Source organism: Bradyrhizobium sp. Bra64, from assembly GCF_024519875.1.
Classification (GTDB): domain Bacteria; phylum Pseudomonadota; class Alphaproteobacteria; order Rhizobiales; family Xanthobacteraceae; genus Bradyrhizobium; species Bradyrhizobium japonicum_G.
The window spans coordinates 61,345-68,444 of the sequence record NZ_JALJRD010000023.1 but is presented as its reverse complement, the minus strand read 5'-3'; the positions used below and the strand labels follow the sequence as shown (position 1 = coordinate 68,444).

Genomic DNA, 7,100 nt, shown 5'->3' with positions numbered 1-7,100 from the left:
CCGGCCTTCCCTGCGCCCTCTGACATCCTGGGGGCGAAGCCATGAAGCAAAGCTCAGGCAAGGCAAGCCGCGAGAACGCGAAGCTGTGTCTGCGCCGAAGGCCTCTCGCTCCATCACTGCGAGCGACTTGTCCGCCGAGTCTCGGAGAACGAAGGCGGAAGCGAAGCAATTCAGATCCATCCATGGAAAGACCCTGGAATGCTTCGTCGCAAGAGCTCCTCGCAATGACGGTGCTGAAACCCTCGTGCGCCTCTTTGTGAGTTGTACCGCAGCGGCAGAACGTTACCATGCGCCCGCACCCGTGGAACACGGGACAAGCAGAGCGAGCGGAGGCGACATGAGCGGGCAGGAGCGCAATGCGAAGGGATCGGACCTGTTTGTCGCGGCGCTGGAGAACGAAGGCGTCGATCGCATCTTCGGCGTCCCCGGCGAGGAGAATCTCGATGTGGTGGAATCGCTCCGCACCTCCAGGATCGAGCTGATACTGACCCGCCACGAGCAGGCCGCCGCGTTCATGGCCGCGACGCACGGGCGCCTGACCGGCAAGCCCGGCGTTTGTCTTTCGACGCTCGGCCCCGGCGCGCTCAATTTGTCCACCGGGGCGGCCTATGCGCATCTCGGCGCGATGCCGATGATCCTGATCACCGGGCAGAAGCCGATCATGAGCAGCCGGCAGGCGCGTTTCCAGATCGTCGACGTGGTCGCAACCATGAAACCGCTGACGAAGCTGTCGCGGCAGATCATCAACGCCTCCAGCATCCCGACCGTGGTCCGTGATGCGTTTCGCGTGGCGATGGAGGAGCGGCCGGGGCCGGTGCATCTCGAACTGCCCGAGGACATCGCCGGCGATGAAGTGCCTTACGCTCCCGTGATCCCGGTCCATCCGATTGAGATCCCCGTGGCCCACCGCGCCGCGCTCGACCGCGCCGCCGAGATGATTTTAACTGCAAAGCGTCCTCTGGTGATGATGGGCGCAGCGACCAGCCGGCCGCGCTCCACCCACGGCATTGCGAGCTTCGTGCGGCGGACCGGCATTCCGTTTTTCACCACGCAGATGGGGAAGGGCACCGTGCCCGGCGGCACCAACCTCTACATGGGTACCGCCGCGCTGTCCGAGCGCGACTACGTTCACGACGCGATCGATGCCGCCGATCTGATCATCGCGATCGGCCACGACCCGATCGAGAAGCCGCCCTTCATCATGGGGCCGTCGGGCCCGAAGGTGATTCACGTCAGCTACACGCCGGCGAGCGTCGAGCAGGTCTATTTTCCGGATGCGGAAGTCGTCGGCGATGTCGGCCCGAGCCTGGAGCTGCTCGCCGACCGCGTCGAAGGCAAGCTGCCGCAGGCCGCCGCGCTGCTGCCGCTGCGCGAAAAGATCCTCAGCCAGATCGCCGATCGCGCCACGGAGGCGCGCTGGCCGCCGACGCCGCAGCGCATCGTGCACGACATCCGGCAGGTGATCCCGGAGAACGGCATCGTCGCGCTCGACAACGGCATGTACAAGATCTGGTTCGCGCGCAACTACCGCACCCGTGTCGCCAACACCCTGCTGCTCGACAATGCGCTGGCGACCATGGGTGCCGGCCTGCCGTCGGCGATGATGGCCGCGATGCTCTATCCGGACCGCCGCGTCCTCGCGGTCGCCGGCGACGGCGGCTTCATGATGAACAGCCAGGAGATGGAGACCGCCGTCCGCCTCAAGCTCAACCTCGTCGTGCTGGTGCTCGAGGACAACGCCTACGGCATGATCCGCTGGAAGCAGGCGGTCGATCATTTCGCCGATTTCGGCATGACCTTTGGCAATCCCGATTTTGTCCTGTACGCAAAAGCCTATGGCGCGAAGGGGCATCGGATCGAGAGCATCGACAGTTTCGCTCCGACGCTCGACAAGGCGTTCAAGGAAGGCGGCGTGCATCTGGTCGTGATCCCGATCGACTATTCCGAGAATGTGCGGGTGCTCGTCGACGAGCTGCGCGCGCACGAGAAGACAAAGGCGTGAGTTTGTGCGTTGCTGTTGCCTTCCTCGTCATTGCGAGCGCAGCGAAGCAATCCAGGCTGTCTCCGCGGAAGCGGCCTGGATTGCTTCGTCGCTTTACTCCTGGCAATGACGGCGTATGCGGAACGGCCTCAATACGATAACAAGTTGCGTCGATATCATCCAACCACAGGAATTATGAAATGACCCGCGTTCGCTGTATCACCGAGATGGGCATGGGCGTCGACGTCCACGGCAGGGACGCCACCAAGGCGGCGAAGCGAGCGGTGTCGGATGCGATCCGGCATTCCAGCCTCGGCTTCTTCCGGATGATCGGCAAGACCGCGAATGACATGTTCGTTGACGTCACGATCGCTGTGCCCAATCCGGAAGCGGTAGACAAGGAAGCCGTTGCGAAGGAACTGCCTTACGGCACCGTGACCGTGACTGCGGTCAAGGGCGGGCTGGAGATACCTTCGGCCACGGAAGTGGCCAACGACCCCATCCTCATCGCCAACGCGGCCGTCATCGTCAGCTTTGACAAGGACTAGGCCGGTGTCCAACAGTGACGAGCGGCTGCTGGATCGCCCGATCTGGAGCGCGCTGACAACGAGCCAGAAATATCTGGCGGAGGGCGGCCCGCAGGCGCGGCGCTATCCCGTGGACATGACGCCTTTTGCCGACATGACGGACATGTCGGCGACGAGCTTTGCTGCGCTCGGTGATCTCCTGTCGGGCTCGCAGGTTGCCGCGCTGTTCACGCCGGAGCCCGTCGAGGTACCCGAAGGCTTCAAGGTCGTGCTCGCCGAGACCGGCGAGCAGATGATCGGCTCGCCCGCCGACAGTTCGCTTCGCGATGCCGAGATCGTCACGTTAGGCGCCGCCGACGTTCCCGCCATGATGGCGCTGACGGCGCTGACCAAGCCCGGCCCGTTTGCCGCGCGGACGCACGAGCTCGGCACTTTCCTCGGCATCCGCGTCGGCGGCGAACTGGTCGCGATGACGGGCGAGCGCATGAAGCCGGGCAGGTTCACGGAGATGACGGCGGTCTGCGTGCATCCCGACCATCGCGGTCGCGGCTACGCACAGGCGCTGCTCGCGGCGGTCGCGCGTCAGATCGAGGCGCGCGGTGAAATTCCGTTCCTGCACGTATTCTCGAGCAACGCGTCCGCCATCGCGCTGTACCAGCGGCAGGGCATGACAATCCGCCGTCGCCTGCACGTCACCGTGCTGATGAAACAGGGATGAGCGGCGATGCGCTGGGCTTCATGTCCGGCGGATTCACGCTATATCCATCCCAACCAGACTTTGGGGGAACACATGGACGCCAGGACACCGGATTTTTCCGCCGTACGGACGGCGATTCAGCGTTACGTCGATCAGGAGATCATTCCCGGTGTATCCTGGGCCGTGCTGAAGGGCCGCGACGTCGTCGATCAGCAATGTGTCGGCTTCGCCGATCGCGAGGCGAGCACCGCGTTGCGGCCCGACCACATCTTCCGCGCGTTTTCCAACACTAAGATCTTCGTCACCTGCGCGGTCATGCTGCTGGTGGAGGAGGGCCGCATCGGGCTCGACGACGTCGTCGAGAAATTCCTGCCGCAGCTGGGCAATCGAAAGGTCTTGAAGTCGGGCGCCTCGAGCCTTGCCGATGTCGAGCCGGCGAAGAGTCCGATCACGATCCGTCAGCTCCTGACCCATACGTCGGGCCTCAGCTACGGCATCTTCGATCCGGGCTCAGTGCTGTTCAAAGGCTACAACGAGGCGCGCATCCTCAATCCGCTGACGCCGCTGACCGACATGATCGACCAGCTCGCCGATCTGCCGCTGTCCTATCATCCCGGCACGAGCTGGGAATACTCGGTGGCCACCGACGTGCTCGGCCGTGTCGTGGAGGTCGTCTCGGGCAAATCCCTCGATGCCTTCCTCAAGGCGCGCATCTTCGATCCGCTCGGCATGGTCGACACCGGCTTTTACGCGCCTGAGGCACAGCAGGGCAGGCTGGTCGCGCTCTATAATGGCGCGGACGTGCTCGATCCGATGAAGCCGGGCCTCACGCGGGCCGACAATCTTCCCTTTCCGCAGGCCTATCGGCGGCCGTTTCCGCGGTTGTCGGGCGGCGGCGGTCTGGTCTCGACCTTGCCGGACATGCTCGCGCTGATCCGCGCGCTGCTGCCCGGCTCGGATGCGCTGCTGAAGCCGGAGACGTTGCGGCAGATGATGACGAACCAGTTGCCCGTGGGCCAGACCATCCGCTTCGCCAGTCTCGGCCCGATCCCCGGCAAGGGGTTTGGCCTCGGCGGCGCCGTCACCTTCGCGCCGACGCCCGTCGATCCCGACAATTCGGCCGGTGAATTCCAGTGGGGCGGCCTCGCCGGTACCCATTGGTGGATCTGCCCGCAGGCCAACACCGCCGGCGTGCTGATGACCCAGCGCTACATGGGCTTCTGGAATCCGTTCTTCTTCGACTTCAAGCGCCTGGCCTATCGGGCCGTCGGAGGCTGATCGCGAAAAAATTGCAGGCCTCCGCGAATCCCTTCCGGCCGTCGCATCCTTTCGCCTCGGAGCTGTTAACAATGAGCAACGGTAGGGTATCGGGTTCATACGCGTGAAGAACTATCTCGGCCTCGATGGCTTCCGCTTCGGCTGGGTCGCAGCCTGGATCGACGATCGCGGCGATCAGGGCTTCGACTATTCACCCGGTCTCACGCGATTGCTGGCGATGCCGCACGAGCGCGCGATGATCGACATGCCGATCGGATTGAAACCGAGCGGCTACCGCACGTGCGATTTGCATGCACGCGAACTGGTCGGCTCCGCCGTGTTTCTCGGCGCGCGCCGCGATCTGTGGACATTTCCCGACATGGCAGCGGCCAATCGCCACTACTGGGAGCGCGAGGGAAGGGGCAGGGGCGTGTCGGCGCAGCTCTGGAACATCAGGGACAAGATCCGGGACGTCGACGAGATCATGACGCCGGCACGGCAAGTCACCATCGGCGAAGCTCATCCGGAGTTGATTTTCTGGAATCTGGCAGGGCAAGTCCGGCTTGCAAGGAAGACGTCGGCGGACGGCCGCGAGCAGCGCATCGCGCTTCTGGCGCAGCGCGGCTTCACACGCCTGCCGAAATGGCTGACGCAGCGTCACGGCACCGGTATCGGCCGCGACGATCTCATCGACGCCTGCGCCTGTGCCGTTGCAGCGCGCGACAGCGAGCAGCGTGTCGGCGGGGAGGAGGTCGATCCGCGCGGGCTGCGGATGGAGATCAATTATTGAGGTCGTCGGCCGATACGGATCGGGAAATAACGGCAAGTAATTGAAGCGTGCAGGAACTGTGGATGGCTGGCCTGCGTTCCTCGTGCGAAACGGGCACAGAGAAGCACTTACGATGAGGGATGCCAGTCGATTCGCGACCGCGATGCTCGCGCTCGTCCTTATCGGAGCGCTGCTCGTCACCGGCCAGCTCTTCATCGAGCAACGCGCACAGCGCGACGTGATCTATGCCACCAGCGATCTGCTGTGGCCGTTGTAACCTGGTCCCGGTGCGGGACGATGATGTAACGGCTGCCCTGCCTTGCGCCATTCGCGGTCTCGCCTAGATTAGGCGACGTCTCACGAACGCAGCCGGAGTCCCGATGTCCGATCTGTCCGCCTTTCCGATCACCAAGCGCTGGCCGGCGAAGCATCCCGAGCTGCTTCAGCTCTATTCGCTACCGACGCCGAACGGCGTCAAGGTCTCGATCGTGCTGGAGGAGATCGGGCTGCCCTACGAGGTCCATCTCGTCGACTTTGGCAAGGACGATCAGAAGACGGCTGAATTCCTCTCGCTCAATCCGAACGGCAAAATCCCTGCGATCCTCGATCCCAATGGTCCCGGCGGCAAACCGCTGCCGCTGTTCGAGTCCGGGGCGATCCTGCAATATCTCGCGGAGAAGACCGGCAAGCTTTTGCCCGAGGACGCCGCCCGCCGTTACCAGACCATCCAGTGGGTGCATTTCCAGATGGGCGGCATCGGGCCGATGTTCGGCCAGGTCGGCTTCTTCCACAAATTCGCCGGCAAGGAGTTCGAGGACAAGCGGCCGCTCGAACGCTATGTCAACGAGTCCAAGCGCCTGCTCGGTGTGATGGAGACGCATCTTTCGGGGCGGCAATGGTTCATGGATGACGATTACACCATCGCCGATATCTCCATGCTCGGCTGGGTGCGCAACCTCGTCGGTTTCTACGGTGCCGGCGATCTCGTCGAGTTCACCCGGTTCAAATCGGTCGGTGCCTGGCTCGAGCGGGGGCTGGCGCGTCCGGCGGTGCAGCGCGGGCTGAACATTCCGAAGCGGCCGTGAAACTAGCCAACGCCTTGTAGGTCATGTACAGCGCCATCAGCGAGACCAGGGCGATCATGGTCCGGCGCAGCACCGATTTGCTGACGCCGTTGGCCATGCGTGCGCCGAGATCGGTGCCGATCCACAGGCCGACAACGATACCGATGATGGCCGGCCAGCCGACAACGAGTCCCTTGCTCCAGTAGATCCACGCCGCCGGAATGTTGGTTGGGATGACCGAAAAGACGAGGCTGACGAGTTGCGCCTGATGCTGCGGCACGCGCAGGCCGGCGGCGAGGCCGACAGTGATCGCAAGGCCGCCGCCGATGCCCATGAAGCCGGAGGAAAAGCCGGCAAGCATGCCGATGAGGAGCAGGGGCAGCCAGGGCAATTTGTCGGGATTGGCAGCCCCGCTGCTGCCGTCCTTGCGGTCACGCCGCAGAACCAGCGCAGCGATCAATGCGACGAGGTAGACGACATAGGTCCATTGCAGGACCGCGTCGGAAACGGCGGTTGCGGCATAGCCGCCGCTGACACCACCGAGCAGAAATCCGACGCCGATCCAGACGACCCATTGCAGCGGGCTGCGATTGCCGTTCTGCCAGTAGCGGCGCACGCCGGCGAGGCCGGTCGGCGGCACCTGCGCGATCAGCGACGTGCCTTGGGCCACATGCTGCTCCGCGCCGAGCAGCAGCACGCAGAAGATCACCAGGCCTCCACCCGGGCTCGTCCCCATGAAGCCGGACGTCAGTCCTCCGACGAGACCGACGCCGATACAAGCGAGCAGGTCGTGAATCCAGGACAT

General features: G+C 64.1%; 8 protein-coding genes. 7 read left to right on the top strand and 1 reads right to left on the bottom strand.

Features of this window, described 5'->3' with window-relative positions; genetic code table 11:
- Nucleotides 1–337: 337 nt before the first annotated feature.
- The 7 genes from NR187_RS33905 to NR187_RS33875 all read left to right on the top strand — a co-directional run bounded on the left by NR187_RS33905 (nucleotide 338) and on the right by NR187_RS33875 (nucleotide 6,316).
- Nucleotides 338–2,002, top strand: coding sequence for an acetolactate synthase large subunit (locus NR187_RS33905; protein ID WP_256809368.1), 1,665 nt, complete (start codon nucleotides 338–340; stop codon nucleotides 2,000–2,002).
- A gap of 179 nt (nucleotides 2,003–2,181) precedes the next feature.
- The gene (locus NR187_RS33900) at nucleotides 2,182–2,529 is read left to right on the top strand and encodes a Lin0512 family protein (protein WP_014495864.1); all 348 of its coding nucleotides are present in this window, start codon (nucleotides 2,182–2,184) and stop codon (nucleotides 2,527–2,529) included.
- A 4-nt stretch (nucleotides 2,530–2,533) separates the two neighbouring features.
- Nucleotides 2,534–3,226 carry a GNAT family N-acetyltransferase gene (locus NR187_RS33895; protein ID WP_256809366.1) on the top strand — a complete coding sequence of 231 codons (693 nt, stop codon included), beginning with the start codon at nucleotides 2,534–2,536 and terminating at the stop codon, nucleotides 3,224–3,226.
- Between the two features lie 72 nt (nucleotides 3,227–3,298).
- Nucleotides 3,299–4,483, top strand: a complete 1,185-nt coding sequence (locus tag NR187_RS33890; protein WP_256809364.1) for a serine hydrolase — start codon at nucleotides 3,299–3,301, stop codon at nucleotides 4,481–4,483.
- Between the two features lie 103 nt (nucleotides 4,484–4,586).
- The gene (locus NR187_RS33885) at nucleotides 4,587–5,252 is read left to right on the top strand and encodes a DUF429 domain-containing protein (RefSeq protein WP_211387313.1); all 666 of its coding nucleotides are present in this window, start codon (nucleotides 4,587–4,589) and stop codon (nucleotides 5,250–5,252) included.
- A gap of 112 nt (nucleotides 5,253–5,364) precedes the next feature.
- Nucleotides 5,365–5,508 (top strand): hypothetical protein, encoded by a 144-nt coding sequence (locus NR187_RS33880; protein ID WP_211387312.1) that lies wholly within the window; start codon nucleotides 5,365–5,367, stop codon nucleotides 5,506–5,508.
- 103 nt (nucleotides 5,509–5,611) lie between these two features.
- Entirely contained in the window at nucleotides 5,612–6,316 is a 705-nt protein-coding gene (locus tag NR187_RS33875) for a glutathione S-transferase family protein (RefSeq protein WP_256809361.1), read from the top strand.
- Here the strand turns inward: NR187_RS33875 and NR187_RS33870 are convergent.
- Entirely contained in the window at nucleotides 6,234–7,100 is an 867-nt protein-coding gene (locus NR187_RS33870; protein ID WP_256809360.1) for a sulfite exporter TauE/SafE family protein, read from the bottom strand. The genes NR187_RS33875 and NR187_RS33870 overlap by 83 nt on opposite strands.

What these genes read in the sequence shown, in the direction of transcription:
- NR187_RS33905 (WP_256809368.1), top strand. Translation starts at nt 338, where the DNA reads ATGAGCGGGCAGGAGCGCAATGCGAAGGGATCGGACCTGTTTGTCGCG.
- NR187_RS33890 (WP_256809364.1), top strand. Translation starts at nt 3,299, where the DNA reads ATGGACGCCAGGACACCGGATTTTTCCGCCGTACGGACGGCGATTCAG.
- NR187_RS33880 (WP_211387312.1), top strand. Translation starts at nt 5,365, where the DNA reads ATGAGGGATGCCAGTCGATTCGCGACCGCGATGCTCGCGCTCGTCCTT.
- NR187_RS33875 (WP_256809361.1), top strand. Translation starts at nt 5,612, where the DNA reads ATGTCCGATCTGTCCGCCTTTCCGATCACCAAGCGCTGGCCGGCGAAG.
- NR187_RS33870 (WP_256809360.1), bottom strand. Translation starts at nt 7,100, where the DNA reads ATGTCCTGGATTCACGACCTGCTCGCTTGTATCGGCGTCGGTCTCGTC.
- NR187_RS33900 (WP_014495864.1), top strand. Translation starts at nt 2,182, where the DNA reads ATGACCCGCGTTCGCTGTATCACCGAGATGGGCATGGGCGTCGACGTC.